The organism is Marmoricola sp. URHA0025 HA25 (genome assembly GCF_054059435.1).
In genome coordinates, this window is the sequence record NZ_JBSSCD010000001.1 from 3,217,781 (window position 1) to 3,239,331 (window position 21,551).

At 71.1% G+C, this 21,551-nt stretch carries 22 protein-coding genes; 9 read left to right on the forward strand and 13 right to left on the reverse strand.

Annotation, left to right across the window (positions count from 1 at the left end; translation table 11 throughout):
• Positions 1–7: 7 nt before the first annotated feature.
• Genes ACVW00_RS15890 through ACVW00_RS15900 form a run of 3 tightly spaced genes read left to right on the forward strand, consistent with a single transcriptional unit; the run spans position 8 to position 3,893 of the window.
• Positions 8–931: a carbohydrate ABC transporter permease gene (locus ACVW00_RS15890; RefSeq protein WP_457111866.1), complete on the forward strand. Its 924-nt coding sequence runs from the start codon at positions 8–10 to the stop codon at positions 929–931.
• Positions 931–1,872 (forward strand): carbohydrate ABC transporter permease, encoded by a 942-nt coding sequence (locus tag ACVW00_RS15895; protein ID WP_457111867.1) that lies wholly within the window; start codon positions 931–933, stop codon positions 1,870–1,872. Before ACVW00_RS15890 ends, ACVW00_RS15895 begins: the two co-directional genes overlap by 1 nt.
• Positions 1,873–1,886: 14 nt before the next feature.
• Positions 1,887–3,893 (forward strand): beta-galactosidase, encoded by a 2,007-nt coding sequence (locus ACVW00_RS15900; protein WP_457113126.1) that lies wholly within the window; start codon positions 1,887–1,889, stop codon positions 3,891–3,893.
• A gap of 19 nt (positions 3,894–3,912) precedes the next feature.
• Here the strand turns inward: ACVW00_RS15900 and pdxH are convergent, their stop codons facing one another.
• The gene (gene pdxH / locus ACVW00_RS15905) at positions 3,913–4,563 is read right to left on the reverse strand and encodes a pyridoxamine 5'-phosphate oxidase (protein WP_457111868.1); all 651 of its coding nucleotides are present in this window, start codon (positions 4,561–4,563) and stop codon (positions 3,913–3,915) included.
• 121 nt (positions 4,564–4,684) lie between these two features.
• Here pdxH and ACVW00_RS15910 point away from each other — a divergent pair, with 121 nt between their 5' ends.
• Positions 4,685–5,788 carry a citrate synthase 2 gene (locus ACVW00_RS15910; RefSeq protein WP_457111869.1) on the forward strand — a complete coding sequence of 368 codons (1,104 nt, stop codon included), beginning with the start codon at positions 4,685–4,687 and terminating at the stop codon, positions 5,786–5,788.
• 16 nt (positions 5,789–5,804) lie between these two features.
• Positions 5,805–6,299 (forward strand): hypothetical protein, encoded by a 495-nt coding sequence (locus ACVW00_RS15915; RefSeq protein WP_457111870.1) that lies wholly within the window; start codon positions 5,805–5,807, stop codon positions 6,297–6,299.
• Positions 6,300–6,305: 6 nt separating this feature from the next.
• Here ACVW00_RS15915 and ACVW00_RS15920 read toward each other — a convergent pair whose 3' ends face one another.
• Both ACVW00_RS15920 and ACVW00_RS15925 read right to left on the reverse strand, forming a co-directional pair.
• Entirely contained in the window at positions 6,306–8,240 is a 1,935-nt protein-coding gene (locus tag ACVW00_RS15920) for a hypothetical protein (protein ID WP_457111871.1), read from the reverse strand.
• Between the two features lie 9 nt (positions 8,241–8,249).
• Positions 8,250–8,564, reverse strand: a complete 315-nt coding sequence (locus ACVW00_RS15925) for a hypothetical protein (protein WP_457111872.1) — start codon at positions 8,562–8,564, stop codon at positions 8,250–8,252.
• Between the two features lie 101 nt (positions 8,565–8,665).
• Here ACVW00_RS15925 and ACVW00_RS15930 point away from each other — a divergent pair, with 101 nt between their 5' ends.
• Complete coding sequence (locus tag ACVW00_RS15930) at positions 8,666–9,202, forward strand: hypothetical protein (RefSeq protein WP_457111873.1); 537 nt, start codon at positions 8,666–8,668, stop codon at positions 9,200–9,202.
• Here ACVW00_RS15930 and ACVW00_RS15935 read toward each other — a convergent pair.
• The 3 genes from ACVW00_RS15935 to ACVW00_RS15945 are packed head-to-tail and all read right to left on the reverse strand — an operon-like array spanning position 9,192 to position 11,660.
• Positions 9,192–9,815, reverse strand: a complete 624-nt coding sequence (locus ACVW00_RS15935) for a DedA family protein (RefSeq protein WP_457111874.1) — start codon at positions 9,813–9,815, stop codon at positions 9,192–9,194. The genes ACVW00_RS15930 and ACVW00_RS15935 overlap by 11 nt on opposite strands.
• 49 nt (positions 9,816–9,864) lie before the next feature.
• Entirely contained in the window at positions 9,865–10,536 is a 672-nt protein-coding gene (locus ACVW00_RS15940; RefSeq protein WP_457111875.1) for a response regulator, read from the reverse strand.
• Positions 10,533–11,660 carry a sensor histidine kinase gene (locus tag ACVW00_RS15945; protein WP_457113127.1) on the reverse strand — a complete coding sequence of 376 codons (1,128 nt, stop codon included), beginning with the start codon at positions 11,658–11,660 and terminating at the stop codon, positions 10,533–10,535. Before ACVW00_RS15945 ends, ACVW00_RS15940 begins: the two co-directional genes overlap by 4 nt.
• A gap of 138 nt (positions 11,661–11,798) precedes the next feature.
• On the opposite strand from ACVW00_RS15945, the gene ACVW00_RS15950 reads away from it, so the two are divergent.
• Together ACVW00_RS15950 and ACVW00_RS15955 are read left to right on the forward strand one after the other, a co-directional pair.
• The gene (locus tag ACVW00_RS15950) at positions 11,799–12,752 is read left to right on the forward strand and encodes an ATP-binding cassette domain-containing protein (RefSeq protein ID WP_457111876.1); all 954 of its coding nucleotides are present in this window, start codon (positions 11,799–11,801) and stop codon (positions 12,750–12,752) included.
• On the forward strand, positions 12,749–13,642 hold the full coding sequence (locus tag ACVW00_RS15955; RefSeq protein WP_457111877.1) for an ABC transporter permease: 894 nt from the start codon (positions 12,749–12,751) through the stop codon (positions 13,640–13,642). Before ACVW00_RS15950 ends, ACVW00_RS15955 begins: the two co-directional genes overlap by 4 nt.
• Positions 13,643–13,648: 6 nt before the next feature.
• Here the strand turns inward: ACVW00_RS15955 and ACVW00_RS15960 are convergent, their stop codons facing one another.
• Positions 13,649–14,149 carry a GNAT family N-acetyltransferase gene (locus ACVW00_RS15960; protein WP_457111878.1) on the reverse strand — a complete coding sequence of 167 codons (501 nt, stop codon included), beginning with the start codon at positions 14,147–14,149 and terminating at the stop codon, positions 13,649–13,651.
• A 147-nt stretch (positions 14,150–14,296) separates the two neighbouring features.
• Between ACVW00_RS15960 and serC the strand changes: the two genes are divergently transcribed.
• Complete coding sequence (serC, locus tag ACVW00_RS15965; RefSeq protein ID WP_457111879.1) at positions 14,297–15,418, forward strand: phosphoserine transaminase; 1,122 nt, start codon at positions 14,297–14,299, stop codon at positions 15,416–15,418.
• 73 nt (positions 15,419–15,491) lie between these two features.
• Here the strand turns inward: serC and ACVW00_RS15970 are convergent, their stop codons facing one another.
• The 6 genes from ACVW00_RS15970 to ACVW00_RS15995 form a co-directional block, all read right to left on the reverse strand.
• Positions 15,492–15,983 carry an O-acetyl-ADP-ribose deacetylase gene (locus ACVW00_RS15970; RefSeq protein ID WP_457111880.1) on the reverse strand — a complete coding sequence of 164 codons (492 nt, stop codon included), beginning with the start codon at positions 15,981–15,983 and terminating at the stop codon, positions 15,492–15,494.
• Between the two features lie 13 nt (positions 15,984–15,996).
• Positions 15,997–16,935 (reverse strand): hypothetical protein, encoded by a 939-nt coding sequence (locus ACVW00_RS15975; protein WP_457111881.1) that lies wholly within the window; start codon positions 16,933–16,935, stop codon positions 15,997–15,999.
• Positions 16,932–18,122: a class I SAM-dependent methyltransferase gene (locus tag ACVW00_RS15980; RefSeq protein WP_457111882.1), complete on the reverse strand. Its 1,191-nt coding sequence runs from the start codon at positions 18,120–18,122 to the stop codon at positions 16,932–16,934. Before ACVW00_RS15980 ends, ACVW00_RS15975 begins: the two co-directional genes overlap by 4 nt.
• Positions 18,123–18,236: 114 nt before the next feature.
• Complete coding sequence (locus ACVW00_RS15985; RefSeq protein ID WP_457113128.1) at positions 18,237–19,526, reverse strand: MFS transporter; 1,290 nt, start codon at positions 19,524–19,526, stop codon at positions 18,237–18,239.
• The gene (locus tag ACVW00_RS15990; RefSeq protein ID WP_457111883.1) at positions 19,523–19,972 is read right to left on the reverse strand and encodes a MarR family winged helix-turn-helix transcriptional regulator; all 450 of its coding nucleotides are present in this window, start codon (positions 19,970–19,972) and stop codon (positions 19,523–19,525) included. The genes ACVW00_RS15985 and ACVW00_RS15990 overlap by 4 nt, the downstream gene beginning before the upstream one ends.
• Before the next feature lie 133 nt (positions 19,973–20,105).
• The gene (locus ACVW00_RS15995) at positions 20,106–21,536 is read right to left on the reverse strand and encodes an NCS2 family permease (protein ID WP_457111884.1); all 1,431 of its coding nucleotides are present in this window, start codon (positions 21,534–21,536) and stop codon (positions 20,106–20,108) included.
• Positions 21,537–21,551: the final 15 nt, after the last annotated feature.

A 21,551-nucleotide genomic window follows, 5' to 3' on the forward strand; every position in this document is an offset into this window, starting at 1 on the left:
CTGACCGATGAGCACCGACACACGCGCGGCCCGGCCCCGGCGAGCCCGCCGGGGACCGGTCCGGCTCACCGGGCGCGACCGCATCGTGGTGGCCGTGATGATCGGGATCCCGGTCCTCCTGGACCTCGCCTTCATCTGGGGACCGGCGATCGCCACGACGGTGTACTCGTTCACGAACGCGACCGGCGCCGCGCCGGTGAAGTGGATCGGCCTGGACAACTACCACACGCTGGCCAAGGTGGACCCGTCCTTCTGGCCCGCCGTACGGCACAACGTCACGTGGCTGCTGGTGTTCGTGTTCATCGCGACCCCGCTGGGGATGCTCTTCGCGGTGCTGCTGGACCGGGGCCTGCGGGGCAGCCGGATCTACCAGAGCATCTTCTTCCTGCCGGTGATGCTGTCACTGGCGCTGATCGGGATCATCTGGCAGATCATCTACACCACCAACGGCGGACTGCTGAACACCGTGATCGGCCACGGATCGTCGGGGGGCGTCGACTTCCTGGGCAACCCGCACATCAACCTGTGGGCGGTCCTCGTCGAGGCGTCCTGGCGACAGACCGGCTACATCATGGTGCTCTACCTGTCCGGGCTCAAGGCCGTCGACCCGGCCCTGCGCGAGGCGGCCGCGCTTGACGGCGCGAGCAGCTGGCAGACCTTCTGGCGGGTGATCTTCCCCGTGATGCGGCCGATCAACGCGGTCGTCATCGTGGTGACGGTGATCGAGTCGCTGCGCGCGTTCGACCTCGTCTACATCACCAACCAGGGCGGCATCGGCCTCCAGCTGATCTCCGCGATGATCACCCAGCAGATCACCGGCCCGGGGAACCGGATCGGCTACGGCTCCGCCCTTGGCGTCATCCTGCTGATGATCTCGATCGTGCCGATCACCGTCTTCCTGGTGCAGCAGTTCCGCAAGGGGAACGCCTGATGGCCGGCGGCACGCTGGCGCCGGCGTCGCCCGACTCGGCACGGCGACCCCGGACCCGACGCCCCTCCGGCGGGATCGTCGGGGAGTCGCACCGCGTCGGCAACATCGGCGCGCAGGTCTTCCTGTTCGTTGCCGCAGTGATCTGGATCGTGCCGGTGCTGTGGGCGGTCTACCTCTCCTTCCGGCCGCTCGAGGAGACCAACAAGTACGGCTACGTGTCGTGGCCGCGATCGCTGACCCTGCAGAACTACAAGGACGCCTGGGTCAACGGGAACGTCTCGCACTACTTCTTCAACTCGCTGTGGATCACCGTGCCCGCCGTCGTGCTCACCCTGCTGATCGCCTCCGCGCTCGCCTTCGTCGTGGCGCGCCTCAAGCTCCGCTTCGGCCTCGTGCTGCTGCTGGTCTTCACCGCCGGCAACCTGCTGCCGCAGCAGGTGTTCCTGGCGCCGCTGTTCAAGATCTACAACAACGTGATGGTCCCGGACTGGCTCAGCGACTCGGGGAAGCTCTACGACTCATTGGCCGGGCTGGTGATCATCAACGTGTCGTTCCAGCTCGGGTTCTGCGTCTTCGTCCTGAGCAACTTCATGCAGTCGGTGCCGGAGAGCATCACGGAGGCAGCGGTCGTCGACGGTGCGTCGGTGTGGACGCAGTACTGGCGGATCACGCTGCCGCTGTGCCGTCCGGCGCTGGCGGCCATGGCGACGCTGCTGACCACCTGGATCTACAACGACTTCTTCTGGGCGCTGGCCCTGATCTCGAACGGGTCGAAGTACCCGATCACGACCGCGCTCAACGACCTGAAGGGCAACTACGCGGTGAACAACAACCTGCTCTCGGCGGGTGCCCTGATCATCGCGGTGCCCACGCTGGTGGTGTACCTCGTGCTGCAGCGCCAGTTCATCGCCGGGCTGACCCTCGGCAGCACGAAGGAGTAGCGCACGTGTCCGCGATGGAGGCCGTGACGACCGCGCTGGGGGGACGCCTGGCGTTCGGCGGTGACTACAACCCCGAGCAGTGGCCGGAGGACGTCCACGAGCAGGACGTCGCCCTCATGCAGGAGGCCGGGGTCAACCTCGTCAGCGTCGGGATCTTCTCCTGGGCGCTCCTGGAGCCGGAGCCCGGACGCCACGAGTTCGAGTGGCTCGACCGGGTGCTCGACCGGCTGCACGCGGGCGGCATCGCGGTCGACCTGGCCACCGGCACGGCATCACCGCCGGCCTGGTTCCTTCACCAGCACCCCGAGGCCGCCCTGGTCGACGAGCGGGGGGTCCGGCGCGCCTTCGGCAGCCGGCAGGCGTACTGCCCGTCGTCGCCGCAGTACCGCGGCGCCGCTGCCCGGCTGGCCGACGCGATGACGAGGCGCTACGCGGACCACCCCGGGGTGGTGATGTGGCACCTGAACAACGAGTACGCCTGCCACAACTGGCACTGCTACTGCGCGACCTCGGCGACCGCGTTCCGCCGCTGGCTGCGCGAGCGGTACGCCGACCTGGACGCGCTCAACGACGCCTGGGGCACCGCGTTCTGGAGCCAGCGGTACGGCGACTGGGACCAGGTCGAGCCGCCCCGGGAGGTCGCGTACCACTCGTTCGCCAACCCGGGCCAGCAGCTGGACTGGTGGCGGTTCTCCTCCGACGAGCAGCGCGCGTGCCTGCAGGCCGAGATCGATGCGGTGACGGCCGTGTCCGGCAAGCCGCTGACCACGAACTTCATGGGCTTCTTCAAGCCGCTCGACTATCGCGCGTGGCTGCGCGACCTCGATCCCGAGCGGTATGTCGTGTCCAACGACCACTACCTCCTCGCCGAGGATCCCGAGCGCACGCAACAGCTGGCGATGACGGCCGACCTGCTGCGATCACTCGCGGGACAACGGCCGTGGCTGCTCATGGAGCACTCCACCTCCGCGGTCAACTGGCAACCGCGCAACCTCGCCAAGGGAGCCGGCGAGATGCGCCGCAACTCCCTGCAGCACATCGCCCGCGGCGCGGACGGCGCGATGTTCTTCCAGTGGCGCGCCTCGCGCGCGGGCGCGGAGAAGTTCCACTCGGGGATGGTGCCCCACGCCGGCACCCGGAGCCGGCTGTGGCGCGACGTCGTCCGGCTCGGCGCCGACGTCGAGGCGCTCGCCGAGGTCTCCGGCAGCCGCACGGCCCCTGCGCCGGTGGCACTGGTCTTCGACTGGCCGTCGTGGTGGGCCACCGAGCTCGACTCGCACCCGTCGGTCGACGTCGACCCGCTGGCGAGCGCCCGGCGCTGGCACCGGCTCTGCTGGGAGCGCACCATCGGCGTCGACGTGGTCGGGATCGACGACGACCTGTCGGCGTACGGCCTGGTGGTCCTGCCGGTGCAGTACCTGCTCAGCGACGGCGCCGCGGCCCGGCTCGAGGACTACGTCGGCGCGGGCGGGACGCTGGTGGTGACCTACTTCTCGGGCATCGTCGACGAGCAGGACCGGATCCGGCTCGGTGGGTACCCCGGTGCCCTGCGCGACCTGCTCGGGGTCCGCATCGAGGAGTTCCACCCGCTGCCCGCCGGGGGCACCGTCCCGCTCACTGCCCTGGACGGCGGCTCGATCTGGAGCGAGCTGGGAGAGGCCGACGGAGCCGAGGTGGTCTCGTCGTACGCGGCGGGAAGCTGCGCGGGATCACCGGCGGTGACGCGCCGACCGGTGGGACGCGGTACCGCTTGGTACGTCGGCACGGAGCTGTCCGACAGCGGGCTGGCCGCACTGGGTTCCCGGCTCTTCGACGAGGCGGGCGTCCGGGCGGCCGTCGACGGCCTGCCCGTCGGTGTCGAGGCGGTCCGCCGGGTCGGCCAGGCCGGGTCGTTCCTCTTCGTCATCAACCACACCGACGAGGCCGTCAAGGTGCCGGTGACCGGGACCGACCTCTTGACCGGCCAGACCGGCCTGCACGAGGTCGCTGCGGGCGATGTCGCGGTGCTCCGCGAGGACTGAAGACCGGTTGCAACACGACTCACGGCGCCAGCCGCTCGGTCGTCCAGCCGGCACCTGCTCGCCGGTAGACGAGCCGGTCGTGCATCCGGCTGCGGCGGCCCTGCCAGAACTCCACCTGCTCGGGAACGACGAGGTAACCACCCCAGTGCGGCGGTGCCGGAACCTCGGCACCGGCGAAGCGGGCCTCGGCCTCGGCGTACGCCGCCTCGAGCTCCGCGCGCGAACCGACCACCGTCGACTGGGCCGATGCCCAGGCACCCAGCTGCGAGTCCCGGGGCCGCGAGGCGAAGTACGCCTCGGTCTCCTCGCGCGCGATCCGGCCGGCGGCGCCCTCGACGCGAACCTGGCGCTGGAGCTGGTACCAGCCGAACAGCAGGCTGCAGTGCGGGCCGGCCGCGAGCTCGCGAGCCTTGCGCGACTCGTAGTTGGTGAAGAAGACGAAGCCGTCGTCGGTCAGCCCCTTCAGCAGCACCGTCCGGGACGAGGGCTGCCCGTCGACCGACACGGTCGACAGCACCATCGCGTTCGGCTCGACGACCCCCGCCGCCCGGGCGCCCTCGAACCAGTCCCGGAACATTGCGTAGGGGTTGGGCGCGAGGTCGGACTCCTCGAGGCCGGCGAGCTGGTACTCGGCGCGCAGCGAGGCGATGTCGGTCGTCTCCGGATCCATGGACGGAGGTTATCGGCGTCGGCGAGGCGTACGGCAGAATGCCGAGAGGCCCACGGTGCGCGACCCGCACGTCGGCGGCGACGGACCGGTCTCGACCGAGCTCGACCACCAAGGAGATGGCATGACCGAGGTACACCACGGGCTCGAGGGCGTCATCGCCTTCGAGACGGAGATCGCCGAGCCGGACAAGGAAGGGTCGGCGCTCCGCTACCGCGGCGTCGACATCGAGGAGATCGTCGGCAGGATCCCCTTCGAGAAGGTCTGGGGCCTGCTGGTCGACGGCGCCTACGAGCCGGGCCTGCCGCCAGCTGAGCCCTATCCCCTGCCGGTGCACTCGGGCGACATCCGTGTCGACGTGCAGAGCGCGATCGCGATGCTCGCTCCGGCGTGGGGCATCCGGCAGACCTACGACATCGACGACGTCCAGGTCCGCGAGGACCTCGGCCGGGTGGCCGTCATGGTGCTCTCGTACGTCGCCCAGGCCGCCCGCGGCGTCGGCCAGCCGATGGTGCCCCAGCGCGAGGTCGACAAGGCATCGACGATCGCCGAGCGGTTCATGATCCGCTGGCAGGGCGAGCCGGACCCGGCTCACGTGCGCGCCGTGGACGCCTACTGGTCGTCGGCGGCCGAGCACGGAATGAACGCCTCCACCTTCACCGCCCGGGTGATCACGTCGACCGGTGCCGACTCGTGTGCTGCGCTCTCCGGAGCCGTCGGCGCGATGAGCGGTCCGTTGCACGGCGGCGCACCGTCACGCGTCCTCGGCATGATCGAGGAGGTCGAGCGGCGCGGCGACGCCGCGCCGTACGTCAAGGAGCTGCTGGACAACGGCGAGCGGCTGATGGGCTTCGGCCACCGGGTCTACCGGGCCGAGGATCCGCGGGCGCGTGTGCTGCGCCGCACCGCCCGCGAGCTGAACGCGCCTCGCTACGAGGTCGCGGAGGCGCTCGAGAAGGCAGCTCTGGCCGAGCTCCGTGAGCGCCGTCCGGACCGGGTGCTGGAGACCAACGTCGAGTTCTGGGCCGCGATCGTGCTGGACTTCGCCCAGGTGCCGCCGCACATGTTCACCTCGATGTTCACCTGTGCCCGCACCGGAGGCTGGTCGGCACACATCCTGGAGCAGAAGCGCACCGGCCGGCTGATCCGGCCTTCGGCGATCTACACCGGGCCGGCCTCGCGCAAGGCCGACGAGGTAGACGGTTGGCACCAGGAGTGGGCCTACTGACGAAAAGGCGTCTCGGATGCTCGGGTATCGACTCGGTGCGGCGGTGCTCACCGCAGCGGTGGCAGGCACGCTGGGAGGCTGCAGCTCCCACGACGGCCTGACGATCGGCCAGGCCGCTGACCTCGGCTCGAAGAGGCTGGATGCCCTCGAGAGCACCCTCGTCGGCCACGACGAGCCGACCGTCGCCTGGCACGCCGCCACCGGGACCACGCCGAAGTCAGGGTGTGCCAAGGGCGAGGAGCGCTGGACCGGGGTGGCCACCGTGACCGTGCGCGCGAGGAACGACGACGGTGACTCCGCCTCGACCGAGGTGGTCGGCCGCCTGGCCGGCGGTGGCTGGGATCCCGGGCTGCAGGCCGGAGACCTCGACGACGACCCGGCAACGGCGATACCGGCGGTGCGGGTGGGCAAGGATCCCGCCGGCCTCGTCCTCACCGTCACGGTCGAACGTGTCCAGGGCGCCTGGCACTACGTGGTCGCGATGACCAGTGCGTGCGCGTCGCGGTCCTGAGCCGAGTCAGTCCCAGTCGTAGCGGGTCGCCTGTCTCTCGGAGTCGAGCTGGCCGCCCTGGAACTCGCGCGAGTCGAGCATGTTGTCGATGTCGCTGCGGTTGCCGTGGTCGGTGCCGTCCGACCACCGCTGGTAGGCGGCGATCAGGTCGGCGTCCTTCGCGATCGCATCCGGGGCCTTGAGGTGGTCGCCGTCCAGGAGCTCGGGCGGGACCTTGTCCATGCCCGGGTAGTGCGCCTCGAACAGCGCCTGGGCGAGCTGGTAGTCGACCAGGAAGCCGGCTTGGGTGTCGGCATCCTTGAGCAGCGCGAGCCGGGTCTGCTCCGGATCGCCCTTCACCCAAGTGGTCACACCCTTCTTGATCGCCCACGAGGCGGCCTTCCACCCCAGGCTCAGAGCGACACCCTGGGGAGTCGGGACCTTGCCGAGACCGAGCATGACGATCTTGCCGACCAGCGCGCGCATCTCGGCGTCGTGCTTGTCCATGTCGCCACGGACGTCCTCCTGCGCGGCGTACTCCAGCCCGGCGAGGTCACCGAAGACGCGCAGCGTCTTCTCCCAGGCCGCCGACTCGGGGTCGCGCGCGCTGATCTGGCCGGCCTTCACCAGCGAGTCGTGGTACAGCTCGCCCACCGCCTCGTCGAACGGCTGCGAGTAGCGGTCGTCGGACGCGAAGCCGTGGATGAACTTGTAGACGTCCTCGGGCGAGAGGAACATCTTCGGGTCGAGACCGGGGATCTCGTCGAAGTTCGGGGGCCGGGTGAGGCTCGACTGGCGACCACCGGCGTCGGTGCCGTAGGAGCCGACGAGCAGCTCGGGCGCCCACGACGCCGCAATCAGGCCGAGTGCCTCCTTCACCTGGTCGGGGACGTGCTCCACCGAGGCGCTCGCCTGGATGAAGCGGAGCGTGAACTCCGCGGCGGCGCGGCTGTGGTGGCCGCGGCTCTCGTCGTTGGTGCCGGTGGCGGCCTTCATCGCCTCCGCGAACGCGTCGGCGATGTCGTCACCGGTGCCGAGGGCGGTCGCAGCGCCGTACGCCGTCCGGGTGATCTTCTCCAGGTCGAGGCCGTCGAGCGCGAGCCGGGCTGCCTCGGGGTTGTTCTTCAGCGCGCCGAACATCAGCGCGACGTTGTCCTCCGAGAGCCCGAGGCGGTTGCCGAACCCGCCGCGGTAGTCGATGTCGTAGCCGTCCTTCGAGAGGTTCACCAGGCCACTCGCGCGCACCACGTCGGCGGCGTAGCGCGGCGGGAACTCGCCGTAATGCAGGTAGGCCAGCCGGGCCCATGCCTGGGGCGTGTAGTCCTTGTCGAGCGGCTCGGTGAAGCTGTCCTTCAGGTCCTTGAAGGCCTGCGGGGGCTCGGGGTCCTTCATGGCGTTGCCGAAGGCGATGCTCAGGGCCTCCATGTCCTCCTGGGCGGTGTCGCTCCCGCTCGCCTGCATCAGGTCGGGGAGCATCGTGGCCTCCTGGGGCCCGAGCTCGGCGAAGAACGCCGACAGCACGTCCGGGTCGTCGGCGGAGAGGCCCAGCTGCAGCGCCGCCTCGTGGATGTTGTCGGCCGTCTCCCCGTCCGTGTAGGGGTGGTCCTTGATCTTCCGGGCGAGCTCGCGGCCCTTGGCCTCCGCCTCGGCCGTGGTCATCGCCAACGGCTCCGAGATCGTCCACTCCGTGAGTGGGCTCCCGGTGGGGCTCTGCGCCGCCTGGGCCAGCGTCAGTCGCCGGCGCAGACCGTCGACCTCACCCTCGGCCCAGGCACCGATCGCGATGATCTCCGCGAATGCCGAGCAGGTGACGCCGCAGGCGCTTGCCCGGCTCTGCAGCGCCCGAGTCGTGTCCTGCAGCGTCGTGCCGGCCGAGCGGACCTGGCTGACGAGGGCGGACATGCCCGCGAACTTGATCGACGAGTAGTCCCCTCCGCCGCCGCTGTCATCGGGTCGCACCATGGGAGCTCCTCACTCGTACCGGACGCCGTGGTTGACCGGGCGCGTGACCGTGGGCGGTGTCGTCGCGATCTCCGCCTCGACGGCCGTAAGGACCTGCTGCACGAGCCCCGGCAGCCGGCCGGAGCGGCCGGCGATCTCCCCGGCGAACGCGGTCGCCGCCGTGGGCCCGGTCCACGCCGAGCCGTCGTGCATCTGCCGGGTCGCGGCATCGAGGGCCTTGCCGAGGGAGTCCTGCGCGTCGAGGACCGCGGAGCGCAGGCTGGTCAGGGCCGTGTAGTCGGGGTTGGCGACCTCCACGGTCGCCGGCTCCTGCGGCTCTGGCATGGGCTCTCCTTCGTCGTCCGGCCGATGAGTCCTACCCCTTGCGGAGGGCCGGGAAACCGCCGCGCAGGTTTGGGTCTGCCCGGGCAGGACACAATGGACCCATGACGACGATGCTCGGATCGCTCGCCCGCGCCTGCGCCGGCGCCGTTCTCCTGGTGTCCGTGACCGCCTGCGGGAGCGGCGGGAGCGACGCCGTGACCTCCTCCCGGTCGCTCGACCAGCTCGGCGCCCAGCTCGCCAAGGACGGCGACGCCGCGCGGCTGTACCTCGCCGGCTCGGTCGGCGGGCCCGAGGGTGCCGTGAGCGAGGACGCCTCGAAGGACGTCTCGTGCGCCGGTGGTTCCCGTCGCACCTACCGGGCATCCTTCAGCGGTCCGACGTCGGCGGCCGGTGGCGACCACAGCACGTCGGAGGTCCGCAACACCGAAGGCCTCGCCGCCCAGGTCGCGTTCAAGCGAGTCGGCTACGACCTGGCCGGCGACGTCGCCAAGAGCGGCAAGGACCTGCCGGCGACCCTCGAGTTCACCAACGACCCGTCGTCGAAGGACCAGGAGCGCACCTTCCGCACCACGGTGAAGGTCTCCGGTGACACGTTCACCACGACGATCAGCGGTCAGACCGCCTGCATCAAGGACTGACCGGGTCGGCCGGCCGCCGGTGGGCGCGGACCCGCCAGGCGACCACGAGGCCGACGACGATCACGGCCAGCAGGACCGCGATCCCGCGTCCGACCTGGTGCTCCACCTTGTGGTACGACGCCCCGGCGGCGTACCCGACGACGACGAAGACGGTCCCCCAGACCAGGCCGCCGACGGCGTTCCAGACGAGGAACTTCCGGTAGGGCATGTGCGACGCACCGGCGAGCGCCGGCATCATCGCGCGGAAGAAGGCCGTGAACCGGCCGAGGAACACCGCGATCCCCCCGCGACGCCTCAGGAACGCCTGCGCGCGCTCGACGCGGTGCCGTTGCGGGGCGAGCAGCCGGCTGGTGAGCACCCGTGGACCGAAGAACAGCCGGCCGACCTCGTAGCCGACCGAGTCGCCCACGATCGCGGCCACCACGACGACGGCGATCGAGACGGGCAGCGCGATGTGACCCAGACCGGCCCCGACGCCGGCGAGCACCGCGGCGGTCTCGCCGGGGATCACGAAGCCCACGAACACCGCGTCCTCGGCGAACACCAGCAAGCCGGTGAGGACGAGGATCAGCACCGGGTCGAGGCCCAGGATCCCGTCGAGGAGGTGGCTCACCCGGCCAGTCTGCCCGAGTGCCCTGACGGAGGACTGACCCTGCTCGCTCTCATGCGGGTGGCTGCAGCCCGGACTGGAGGGCGAAGACGACCAGCTGCGCCCGGTCGCGGGCTCGGAGCTTCACCATCGCGCGGCTCACGTGGGTGCGCACCGTGTCGGGGCTGACCACGAGCTCCTCGGCGATCTCCTGGTTCGAGCGCCCCGAGGCGACCCACGCGACGATCTCCCGCTCACGCTCGGTGAGCTCGCCGAGCGACGGGTGCACGGAAGCCGGCGCCGGCCCGGATCCGGCGAAGTGCTCGATCACGCGGCGGGTGACCGAGGGGGCCAGCAGGGACCCGCCGTCGGCGACGACCCGGATCGCCTCGAGGAGGCTCGCCGGCTCGGTGTCCTTGAGCAGGAACCCGCTCGCACCGAGGCGGAGCGCCTCGAATACGTACTCGTCGAGCTCGAAGGTGGTGAGCATGACGACCCGCACCGCCGCCAGGTCCGGGTCGGCGCCGACCTCCCGGAGCAGCCCCAGGCCGTCCAGGACCGGCATCCTGATGTCGCAGAGCACCACGTCGGGCCGCATCGCGCGGATCATCGGCAGCCCGCTGCGGCCGTCGGCAGCCTCGCCGACCAGCTCGAGGCCGGCCTCGGAGGCGATCAGCGTCGCCAGGCCCATCCGGACGACGGCCTGGTCGTCGATCACGAGCACGCGGATCGTCGGGTCGCTCACGACGCCGATCCCGCTGCCGGCAGCACGGCCGTGACCGCGAAGCCACCGTCAGGCCCGGGGCCCGCGGACAACGTGCCGCCGAGCGCCTCGACCCTCGAGCGCATCCCGGGGATGCCCATGCCCTGGCCCTCCGCCGCGGTGCCCGTCGTGCCGTGGCCGTCGTCGGTCACCGCGATCTCGACGTCGTCGCCGCGGCGACGGACCCGCACCTGTGCCGTCGAGGCGCCGGAGTGGCGCAGCACGTTGGTGAGGGCCTCCTGGACTACGACGTAGGCGACGGCGTCGACCTCGGGCGAGACGGTCAGAGGCTCGGTCTCGAGCACGACCTGCACGCCACCGGCGCGGACGCGTCCGGCGAGGACGTCGAGGTCCGCGATCCCGTTGCGCGGCGCCCGTGGCGCGGGAGTCCCGGCGTCCGGCGAGAGCCGGACCAGCTCGGCGCGCAGCGCATCGAGCGACTCCTTGCTGGTGTCGCGGATCGCCTCGAGCGAACGACGGGCGGCAGCCGGGTCCTGGTCGAGCACGTGCAGCGCCACGCCGGCCTGCATGGCGATGACCGCGAGCCCGTGGCCGACGCCGTCGTGGAGGTCCTGGGCCATCCGGAGCTGCTCCTCGGTCGCGGTACGTCGTACCTGCTCGGCGCGGGTCTCGCGGCGGCTGCGCAGGGCGACCGCGAGCGCCGCGGAGGCGGTGTCGACCATGGAGAACCACATCACACGCGCGACCGTGCCGAGGGTGCCGTCGCTGTCGACCCTGATCTCGCGGACGACGAGGGCAGCGGCGATCACGAGCAGCGCGCCGCCGGCGTACGGGAGCCACTGCGGGGGCTGGCGCCGTGAGGCGAGAGCGAAGGTCGAGAGGAAGACCGACAGGTAGATCGGCCCGTCCGGGAACGACGGCGAGCCGGCGAAGTAGACGGTGAGCGCCGCGGCGTTCGCGACCACGGTCAGCTCGGGCCGTTGCTCGCGCCAGAACAGCGGCACGACGGCGAGGAACGCGAGCAGCCCGGCCCAGGCGTTGGGCTGTGCGAGATGGCCTTCCTCGCCCCGATGCAGGGTGCCGAGCAGCGAGATCGCGAGCACCAGCAGCACCCACCAGTCGCGGCGCAGGCGGTCCCTCAGCATCTCCACGACCACGACCCTAGGGGCGATCGTGCGTCGCGGCGTCACGACCAGCGCGTATCCGGCGTACGCACGTCTGCGTAGGCCCGAGCCGCTCCCGGGCGGATGTCTGCGGCCCGTCATTCGCCGAGATTGGTGGGCATGGACGAACCAGTGGTGCAGACGAAGGACCTGACCAAGGCGTACGGCAAGGGCGACTCGGCGCGGCTCGCGGTCGACCGGGTCTCGATGACCGTCCGCCGCGGCGAGGTCTACGGCTTCCTCGGACCCAACGGAGCCGGCAAGACCACGACCCTGAGGATGGTGCTCGGCCTGGTCCGGCCCACCTCCGGGTCTGCGACGGTGCTCGGTCGGCCCGCCGGCGTGCCCGAGACCACCGCGCGGATCGGAGCCCTGATCGAGGGCCCGGGCTTCTACCCCTACCTCTCGGGCCGCGACAACCTGCGCACGATGGCGCGCTACCGCGGCCTCCCGGACGCACTCGTCGACGCGGCGCTCGAGCGGGTGGACCTCGCCGACCGTGGCGGTGACCGCTTCAAGTCCTACTCGCTCGGGATGAAGCAGCGTCTCGGCGTGGCGGCGGCCCTGATGGGCGATCCGGACGTGATCGTGCTCGACGAGCCGACCAACGGCCTCGACCCCGCCGGCATGGCCGACATGCGGGCACTGATCGTCGACCTGGCGCGCGGCGGACAGACGGTGCTGCTCTCCAGCCACCTCCTCGCCGAGGTGGAGGAGATCTGTGACCGGGTCGGCGTGATCGCGCGAGGCACCCTGCTCGTGGAGTCCACCGTCTCGGCGCTGCGCGGCGGGCGTCGGCTGCGGGTGGTCGCGACCCCGGTCGAACGGGCCCTCGCGATCGCGATGCGGATCGCGGGCGAGGCGGCCGTGCAGCTCGACGGCAACGCCGTCCTGCTCGACGTACCGGTCGAGCGCACGCCCGAGGTGGTGCGGGCGCTGGTCACCGAGGGGCTCGACGTGCACGAGGCGACGATCAGCGAACGCACCCTCGAGGACGTGTTCTTCGAGATGACCGACACCGGCCTGCATCCCCGGGCCGCCGACCTCACGACCAGTCTGGAGACAGTCCGATGACCGCAACCCTCGAGACACCCGCGGCAACAGCCGGCAGCTCCGCGCTGCAGAGCACCCGCGCCGACCTGCTGCGGCTGCGCAAGTGGCCGGCCGTCTGGGTGACGGTGGGCGCCTGGCTGGCACTCAACGCGATGTTCGCCTACCTGTTCAACTACATCACCTACACGAGCGGCACGAGCAACTTCTCCACCGAGGGCGAGAGCCGGGCGGATCTGCTCGCCGGCCTGCTGCCGTCGGGGCTGCCGGACACCATCCCGCAGGGGATGCCGCTCTTCGGCGGGGCGATCATGATGGTGCTGGGCGCGATCATCGCGGGCAACGGCTACGGCTGGGGCACGTGGAAGACCGTGCTCACCCAGGGACCGTCGCGGGCGAGCACCCTCCTCGGGTCGCTGGCTGCCACCACCGTGGTGGTCCTCGGCGTCCTCCTCGGCACGCTGGCCACCGACTTCGCGATGTCGCTCGCCGTCGCGCTCGGCCAGTCACAGTCGACAGCGCTGCCCGCGCTCGGGGACACCGCGCAGTCACTCGGTGTCGCCTTCCTGGTGATGGAGATGTGGGCCCTGGCCGGGTACCTGCTCGGGACGATCGCGCGCAGCCCCGCCGTCTCGGTCGGGCTCGGCCTGGTCTGGGCGCTCGTCATCGAGCAGCTGCTCCGCGGCGTCGGCGGCTCGCTCGCCTGGGTCGACTCGTTCACCCACGTTCTGCCGGGGACGGCGGCCGGCTCGCTGGTCGGGCAGATGGTCGGTGTCGATCCCGGCGCCCCCGACGCGACCCCGGGGCTGCTCGACGCGCTCTCCTACGACCGGGCCCTGGTCACCGTGGTCGCCTACCTGGTGGCGCTGCCGTTGCTCACCTGGTGGCTGGTCAGGCGGCGGGACGTGGTCTGAGGCGGTTCACAGGCGCCGGGCGAAGCAGCGGCTGAGCGGCGCGTCCTTGTAGAAGCCGAAGCCCGGGATCGGCGTGTAGCCGGAGGACTCGTAGAGCGCGATGGCCTCCGGCTGCGCGAGCCCGGTCTCGAGGACCATCGCCTCGGCACCGGCCGCCCGGGCCCTCTCCTCGACGTGCGCCAGCATGGCGCGCGCCAGGCCGAGGCCGCGGGCCTGCGGCACGACGTACATCCTCTTGATCTCCGCCGTTGCCCGCGTGGCACCGACGAGCACGTCGGCGCGACGTCGCCACGCTCCGGTCGCGACGGCGCGGCCGTCGAGGTAGCCGACGACGAACACCCCGTCGGGCGGCTCGAAGTACGCCGGGTCGAGAGGCGTGTCGTCGCGGCCGCCGTAGCGGGCGACGTACTCCTGCTGGACCTCCTCGACCAGCACCGCCGCGTCGGGATGGGTGATCGGCACCGCCACGACCTGCCACCTCGGCGGCGACCCGGCGGCGTCGTCCATCGGCTGTCCCTCTCGTGATCTCCGTTGCGCGGTGCTGACACAATAGGGACCGGGTGACAGCGTCGTCGCCAGCACTCATCGATCACCGGTTGGTCGAGCCCCGGCGACCGCAGCCGGACTGCTCACCCCATCGACGCGAGGACACACGTGAACGACGCGATCCAGATCCCTGACAGCCTCAAGCCCGCGGACGGACGGTTCGGTGCGGGTCCCTCCAAGATCCAGACCTCCCACCTCGACGCCCTGGCCGCGACCGGCGCCTCGCTGATGGGCACCTCGCACCGCCAGGCTCCGGTGAGGAGCACGGTCGGCCGGGTCCGCGACGGCGTGCGCTCGCTGTTCGACCTCCCCGAGGGCTACGAGGTGGTGCTCGGCAACGGCGGTGCGACGGCGTTCTGGGACATCGCGACGTTCGGGCTGATCCGGAGCAGGAGCCAGCACCTCAGCTTCGGCGAGTTCTCCTCGAAGTTCGCCAAGGCCGCCGAGCTGGCGCCGTTCCTCGACGCCCCCACGGTGATCAAGTCCGAGCCGGGCTCGCGGCCGGTCGCCCTGGCCGAGGCCGGCATCGACGCCTACGCGTGGGCGCACAACGAGACCTCCACCGCGGTGATGGCGCCCGTCCAGCGCGTCGAGGGCGCCGACGACGACGCGCTCGTGCTCATCGATGCGACCTCGGGTGCCGGCGGGCTGCCGGTCGACATCGACCAGGTCGACGCCTACTACTTCGCCCCCCAGAAGTGCTTCGCCTCCGACGGAGGCCTGTGGGTGGCCGTGATGTCTCCGGCAGCCCTCGAGCGCGCAGCGGAGCTCGCGGCCACCGATCGTTGGGTGCCCGCGTTCTTCGACCTGCCGACCGCGATCGACAACTCGACGAAGAACCAGACCTACAACACCCCGTCGATCGCCACGCTGTTCCTCTTCGCCGAGCAGCTCGACTGGATGCTGGCCCAGGGCGGGCTCGACGCCATGGTGGCGCGCACGACCGCCTCCTCCGACGCGCTCTACGGGTGGGCCGAGAAGACGTCGTACACGACGCCGTACGTCGCCGACCCCTCACACCGCTCGCTGGTGATCGGGACCATCGACTTCGACGAGACGATCGACGCCGCCGAGATCGCCAAGGTCCTGCGGGTGAACGGCATCGTCGACACCGAGCCGTACCGCAAGCTCGGCCGCAACCAGCTGCGGATCGCGATGTACCCCGCGATCGACCCGAGCGACATCGAGGCCCTGACCGCCTGCATCGACTTCGTGGTCGACGCGCTGTAGGGCGAGCGGCTTCCGCTTGCGCGGTGGCTGGCTGTCACCAGATGACAGCCAGGCACCGCGTAAGGCAACCGACCTACAGCCGAGCCGCGATCAGCTCGTGCACGTCCGGCGAGAACGCCACCATCCGCGCCTCCTCGACGCCGGTCGGCGTCCCGCGGAGCGTGTCGAGAGCCGCGTCGACCGCGTCCTCACGCGGCCAGCCGTAGATGCCGGCGGAGACCAGCGGGAAGGCGACGGTGCGCGCGCCGAGCTCGTCGGCGACCCGGAGGGCGTTCGCGTAGCAGGACGTCAGCAGGCCGCGGTCGCGCTCGCCGGCGGTGAAGTTCGGCCCGACGACGTGGATCACCCAGCGGGCGGGGAGGTCGCCCGCGGTCGTCCAGCCCGCCTGACCGGTCGCGAGGCCGTCGGGGAAGCGCGCTATGCAGTCCTCGAGGATCGCCGGCCCGCCGGCGCGATGGATGGCCCCGTCGACGCCGCCGCCGCCGCGCATGGCGCGGTTCGCGGCGTTGACGACGGCGTCGACCACCTGCTCGGTGATGTCGCCCTGCACCACGGTGAGGTTCACCTGACCGATCCTGTCACCGCCCGGCCCGGCGTGCCGAGCGGCGGCGCGGTCCGAGGAGCAGGAGCACGACGAGCACCGCGCCCGCCGCTCCGGTGACGAGCGCCGTCACCGGCACCCACCCGTAGCGGTTGCCGGGGACGTCCTTGCCGCCCGAATCGGGACGGCTCGTGCTCGACGGCGGGACCTGCTTCCCGTCCAGGGCTGCGGCGACCGCGTCCGGCAGCGACACCTCGAGGACGGGGCTGTTGCGTCCTTCCGAGCTCAGCCGGATCCGGCCGGAGCTGCCGATCGACACGCCCTCGCCCTGCCGCTGACGAGGCAGGTCCAGCGACGCCACCGGCTGGAAGCCCGGGAACGTGTAGACGACCGCGGTGTCGTACCCGCGCACGAGCAGGTGCTTCCCGTCGGGGAAGAGCGCTGCGTCGGTGGCCCAGAGGTCGACCGAGGCGACGGGCTCCAGCCGGTTCGGCCGGCCGGCATCGAGGTGCAGCGGAGCGGCGTACGCCGTGCCGCCGAGCAGGCCCTTGGTGATGACGTACAGCCGCCCGTCGGGCGCGACGACCAGCGACTCGGCATCGTGGGCGCCGTCCGGGTAGACCAGGTCGTACGACGCGGCGTCGACCGTGTGGTCACCGCGAGCGACCGGCACCCGGTAGACCTGCACGGAGTCGCGACGCGCGTCGTTGTCGCCGATGTCACCGGCCCAGACGACGTCGCCACCCCCGGGAGCGAGCGCCTCGACGTCGGTGACCCGGTCGGCGTACGTCGTGTGCCCGACGGTGCGTCCGGTCCTCGGGTCGACGACGAAGAGGTCGGGGTCACCGCCGGAGTCGTTCATGGTGACCATGACCGACCCGAGGTCCACCAGTCCGCTGGACTCGGTGATCGACGGGTCGACGAAGGAGAACACCACCCGCGCCACCAGCGCGAGGGCGACCGTGGCCCAGCTCACCGGAGGAGCTCAGCGAGCCTCGGGGTGACCTGCCAGGTGCCGGTCAGCTCGGCGTACTCCTCCAGCGCCCGGTCCGCGCTCGCGCCGGTCGCGAGGGCACGGATGAGGGTGTTGCGCGGGGTGTGCTCGCTGCCGACGAACTCGACCACCTCGACCCGGTAGCCCCGGGTGCGCAGCAGCGCGGCGCGCAGGGCGTCGGTCAGCGTGTCCGCGAAGCGCTCGCGCAGGATGCCGTCGCGGGTCAGCAGGGAGTACGGCTCGGGCGCGGGGTGCTCGCGCAGCTGCCGCGAGATGTCCTTGTGGCAGCACGGCGCCGCCAGCACCAGCGGCGCAGCCCACTCGACCGCGCGTGCCAGGGCGTCGTCGGTCGCGGTGTCGCACGCGTGCAGCGCCAGTACGACGTGCGGCGGCTCGTCGAGCCGGACGTCGTCGATGCCGGCCTGCACGAAGCGGACCTCGTCCTGGACCCCGAGCCGCTCGGCAACCTCGGTGTTGTGCCGGCGCGACTGCTCCTTGACGTCGACGCCGACCAAGCGGACCGGGAGGCCCCGCACGCGCCGGAGCCAGGCGTGTGCCGCGAAGGTGAGGTAGGCGTTGCCGCAGCCGAGGTCGACGACCCGGAGCGGGTCCGAGTCGCTCGGGCTCAGCCGGCCGGCGTCGAGCGCGTCGTCGAGCGCCGCCTGGAGCTCGCGCAGGAACTCCTCGACCTGGCGGTACTTCGCGCGCCGGCTCGGCTTGACCCGGCCGTCGCGGTCGCTGATGCCGAGCGCCACGAGCACCGGATCGTCCTCCGGCAGGAGCCGCGCCTTGGTGCGGTCGTGCCCACGGACCGGCTCCTCACCACCGTCCCGGTCCTGCCTGCTCACCATCGCCTCACCGCTCTTGGTCACGCGCAGCTGCAGCGTCTCGGTGCTGGTGTCGACGTGCCAGTTGCCGAACGGCTCGGCGAACAGCTCGTCGAGGACGCCGGCCGGGTCTGGGTGGTTGGAGACGTGCGCCTGGGTCTCGTCGTACCGGGTGACCTGGAGCTGCCGGCCGGACTTGAGATCGACGTACCGGAGCTCGACCCGACGCCACTGCGGGTGCCGGCCCTTCCGGCGCCCCGTCGCCAGCGCGCGCACCAGCGCCCGGTCGTCGAGGACCAGGTCGCGCACGCGCGCGAGGGCGTCGTCCAGCGGTTCGGGCATCGTTCCTACCGGAGCAGCTTCGCCACGACGACGATCAGGATCAGGCCCACGAGGGCGCCGGAGATCACCAGTCGCCGGTAGCGGGGATGCATCCGGAGAGTCTATGCAGGTGGGTCAGGTCGCCAGCGCGGCGTCGTCGCCGGCGTCGCTGGACGCCGCCCGCCACGTGCGCAGCGGGCTGTAGGAACCGTGGAAGAGCGCGACCGCGAGGAGCACTCCGAGCACGGTGAGGCCGCCGCCTCCGATGAGCGTCCAGCGCGCGCCGAAGGTCGCTCCGACCCAGCCCACGACGGGAGCACCCAGGGGCGTCCCGCCCATCACCAGCATCATGTACAGCGCCATCACGCGGCCGCGCATGGCCGGGTCGACGCTGAGCTGCACGGTGGTGTTCGCGCTGTTGAGCATGGTCAGCAGGCACAGCCCGAGCACCGGGGTCAGGAGCGCGAAGGTGAGGTACGACGGCATCAGGCCGAGCACGACCTCGACGGACCCGAAGGCGAGCCCGGCGAGCACGACCAGGCGCTGCCTGGGACGGCCCTCCCGCCTGGCGCCGAGCAGGGCACCGGTCAGGGAGCCGACCGCGAGCGTGGTGCCGAGCAGTCCGTACTCCCCCGGGCCCTTGTGGAAGACCTGGGTCGCCATCAGGGCCGAGGTCATCTGGAAGTTCATCCCGAAGGTGCCGGCGAAGAACGCCGCCACCATGATCAGCTGCAGGTCGGGCCGGCCGCGGACGTAGCGCACCCCGTCGCGGATCATCCCCTTGCCGCGAGGCGCCCGGGCGATCGGTGAGAGCTCGTGCGGGCGCATCGCCTGGAGGGCGCCGATCACCGCCAGGTAGCTGATCCCGTTGAGCAGGATGACCACCCCGGTGGCGCCGATCCCCGAGCCGAGCGCCGCGATCAGCACGCCGGACAGCGCCGGGCCGACAACACGAGCCAGGTTGAACGAGGCGGAGTTGAGCCCGACCGCGTTGCTCAGGTCGTCGGGGCCCACCATCTCGCTCACGAAGGACTGCCGGGCAGGGACGTCGAAGGCCGAGCCGATGCCGAACGCGAAGGCGATCGCGAAGACCATCCAGGGGGTGACCACGCCGCTGAGGGCCAGGACCGCCAGGGCGATCGAGGTGACGCCCATCGCGGCCTGGGTCAGCTGGAGCAGGCGGCGCTTCGGCATCCGGTCGGCGACCAGGCCGGCGTACGGGGAGAACAGCAGCACCGGCAGGAACTGCAGGCCGGTGGTCAGGCCGAGCGCGGTGCTCGCCTCGGCGGCGCTCCCGTGGTGGAGCTGGAGGACCAGCCAGTCCTGCGCGACCCGCTGCATCCACGTGCCGGTGTTGGAGACGACTCCCCCGAGCGCGTAGAGGCGGTAGTTGTGGATCCGGAGGGCGCGGAACGTCGGGCTCAGGACGTGGCCAGCCTTTCGATCAGCGGGGCGACCTGGCGCAGCAGGTCACGCTCGGCGGGAGTGAGGTCCTTCAGCTGCCGGGCGAGCCAGGCCTCGCGGCGGCGGCGGTCGGCCAGCAGGGTCTGCCGGCCCTTCTCGGAGATGTCGACCAGCGTGGACCGGCCGTCGGTCTCGGAGGGCCGTCGTACGGCGTACCCGTCGTCGACCAGGCAGTTCACCGTGCGGGTCATCGACGGCGGCTGCACCCGCTCGTGCGCGGCGAGCTGGCCGATGGTCTGCTCGCCGTGCCGCAGGAGTACGCCGAGCACGCTGATCGACCCGACACCCAGGGCGTTCCCCGGATCGCGCTCGTTGCGCAGCCGCCGGGCCAGCCGCGCCACGCTCACGCGCAGCTGGCTGGCAAGGCCCGCGTCGGTGCGGGTCACGGATTCAACGTCGGGGCTCATATCGTTAGCATAAGTCATTACCCATGCTAAGTATTCCGAATATTTCGCCGAGGCGGCGCGGATGAAAGCCCCAGGTACGCCGAGGCGGCGCAGATGAAAGCCCCAGGTACGCCGAGGCGGAGGGTGGATCAGGTCAGGTGAGCCAGCGCGTGACCGGGTCGATCGCGAAGTAGAGCACGAACAGTGCGGCGATCAGCCACATCAGCTGGTGCACCTCGGCGGCCTTCTGCCGGACCACCTTGATCAGCACGTAGGCGATGAACCCGACGCCGATGCCCGCGGTGATCGAGTAGGTGAACGGCATCAGCACGATCGTGAGGAATGCCGGGATCGCGATCTCGACGTCGTCCCAGTCGATGCCCTTGACCTGCTGCATCATCAGGAACCCGACCAGCACCAGCGCGGGCACGGCGGCCTCGCTTGGGATGATCTTCACCAGCGGCGCGAAGACGATCGCGACCAGGAAGAGCAGGCCGGTCACCACCGAGGCGAGCCCGGTGCGCGCGCCCTCGCCGACGCCGGAGGCCGACTCGATGTAGGACGTGTTCGACGAGACGCCGGCGGCACCGCCCGCTGCAGCGGCGATCGAGTCCACGACCAGGATCTTCTGGGTGTTCGGCGGCACGCCCTCCTCGTCGAGGAGGCCGGCCTCAGCACCGATGGCGGTCATCGTGCCCATCGTGTCGAAGAAGTCGGCGAGCATCAGCGTGAAGATCAGCAGCACCACCGTGACCACGCCGGCGTCGCCCCACGAGTCGAACAGGTTGAAGTGCCCGACCGTGTCGAAGTGCGGGGCGTCGAAGACCTTGTCGGACCACTGGGGAACGGTCAGGCTCCAGCCGAGCGGGTTCTTGTCGGTCTTGGCGCCGAAGTCGCCGATCGACTCCACGATGATCGCGAGCACCGTGGTCGCGATGATCGAGATCAGGATCGCGCCGCGGACCCGGCGTACCCAGAGCGTGATCACCAGAGCGAGGCCGATCAGGAAGACCAGCACCGGCCAACCGGCGAGCTCTCCGGTGGGCCCGAGCTGGACCGGCGTACCGGCGCCGGGCCGGACGAAGCCGGCGTCGAAGAACCCGATCAGCGTGATGAAGAGGCCGATGCCCACGGAGATCGCGACCTTGAGGGGCGCCGGGACCGCATGGAAGACGGCCTGCCGGAAGCCGGTGAGGACCAGGACCAGGATGATCAGGCCCTCGATGACGATCAGGCCCATCGCGTCGGCCCAGGTCATCTGCGAGGCGATCGAGAACGCCACGAAGGCGTTGAGTCCCAGGCCGGTGGCCAGAGCCAGGGGGTAGTTCGCGACCACGCCCATGAGGATCGTGACGATGCCGGCCACCAGCGCGGTGGCCGCGGCGATCGCCGGGAGGTTCGAGCCGTCGCCGGAGCCCCCTCCGAGGAACTTGCCGTGCTCGTCGGCGGCGAAGCCGAGGATCAGCGGGTTGAGGACCACGATGTAGGCCATCGTGAAGAAGGTGACGACCCCGCCACGGATCTCACGCTCGACCGTCGAACCACGCTCGGCGATCTTGAAGTAGTTCTCCAGAAAGGTGCTCACGAGACACGCATAGTG

Coding starts and splice junctions, on each gene's coding strand:
- ACVW00_RS15890 (WP_457111866.1), top strand. CDS start 8: ATGAGCACCGACACACGCGCGGCCCGGCCCCGGCGAGCCCGCCGGGGA.
- ACVW00_RS15895 (WP_457111867.1), top strand. CDS start 931: ATGGCCGGCGGCACGCTGGCGCCGGCGTCGCCCGACTCGGCACGGCGA.
- ACVW00_RS15900 (WP_457113126.1), top strand. CDS start 1,887: ATGGAGGCCGTGACGACCGCGCTGGGGGGACGCCTGGCGTTCGGCGGT.
- pdxH (WP_457111868.1), bottom strand. CDS start 4,563: ATGGATCCGGAGACGACCGACATCGCCTCGCTGCGCGCCGAGTACCAG.
- ACVW00_RS15910 (WP_457111869.1), top strand. CDS start 4,685: ATGACCGAGGTACACCACGGGCTCGAGGGCGTCATCGCCTTCGAGACG.
- ACVW00_RS15915 (WP_457111870.1), top strand. CDS start 5,805: ATGCTCGGGTATCGACTCGGTGCGGCGGTGCTCACCGCAGCGGTGGCA.
- ACVW00_RS15920 (WP_457111871.1), bottom strand. CDS start 8,240: ATGGTGCGACCCGATGACAGCGGCGGCGGAGGGGACTACTCGTCGATC.
- ACVW00_RS15925 (WP_457111872.1), bottom strand. CDS start 8,564: ATGCCAGAGCCGCAGGAGCCGGCGACCGTGGAGGTCGCCAACCCCGAC.
- ACVW00_RS15930 (WP_457111873.1), top strand. CDS start 8,666: ATGACGACGATGCTCGGATCGCTCGCCCGCGCCTGCGCCGGCGCCGTT.
- ACVW00_RS15945 (WP_457113127.1), bottom strand. CDS start 11,660: ATGCTGAGGGACCGCCTGCGCCGCGACTGGTGGGTGCTGCTGGTGCTC.
- ACVW00_RS15950 (WP_457111876.1), top strand. CDS start 11,799: ATGGACGAACCAGTGGTGCAGACGAAGGACCTGACCAAGGCGTACGGC.
- ACVW00_RS15955 (WP_457111877.1), top strand. CDS start 12,749: ATGACCGCAACCCTCGAGACACCCGCGGCAACAGCCGGCAGCTCCGCG.
- ACVW00_RS15960 (WP_457111878.1), bottom strand. CDS start 14,149: ATGGACGACGCCGCCGGGTCGCCGCCGAGGTGGCAGGTCGTGGCGGTG.
- ACVW00_RS15980 (WP_457111882.1), bottom strand. CDS start 18,122: ATGCCCGAACCGCTGGACGACGCCCTCGCGCGCGTGCGCGACCTGGTC.
- ACVW00_RS15990 (WP_457111883.1), bottom strand. CDS start 19,972: ATGAGCCCCGACGTTGAATCCGTGACCCGCACCGACGCGGGCCTTGCC.